Genomic DNA, 377 nt, shown 5'->3' on the forward strand with positions numbered 1-377 from the left:
TATCCTTCTCTGTCAGCTACTCTTGACATTGCTAAGTACATTCCAACTTCTGTACATTCTCCTTCAAAGTTAGCTCTTAATCCTGCGATTATTTCTTCATCTCCACAAGCTAATCCTTCTCCGATTTTATGTTCTGTTGCCCATACTCTTTCTGTTCCTTCAACGATTTCTTCCCATTTATCTGGACCTACTTTACATACTGGACATACTTCCATTCCTTCAGTTATTATTTCTCCACATACTTTACATCTAAATTTTTTCATATCATTGACCTCCTAATAATCTTGATCCTAAACTTTATTTTTTAAATTTGTAATTGTTTCATTTATGTTTTAATTATAATATAGTTTTTTGATTTTGTCAACACTTTTTTTAAA

General features: G+C 30.8%; 1 protein-coding gene. It reads right to left on the bottom strand.

All coding sequences use genetic code 11. From position 1 onward, the window contains the following. The coding region (locus I6E15_RS10080) for a rubredoxin-like domain-containing protein (RefSeq protein WP_419180955.1) at positions 1 to 263 on the bottom strand (263 nt) is incomplete at its 3' end. Positions 264 to 377 lie beyond the last annotated feature (114 nt).

The sequence above is a fragment of the Fusobacterium perfoetens genome (assembly GCF_021531475.1).
In the GTDB taxonomy this organism is placed as follows: domain Bacteria; phylum Fusobacteriota; class Fusobacteriia; order Fusobacteriales; family Fusobacteriaceae; genus Fusobacterium_B.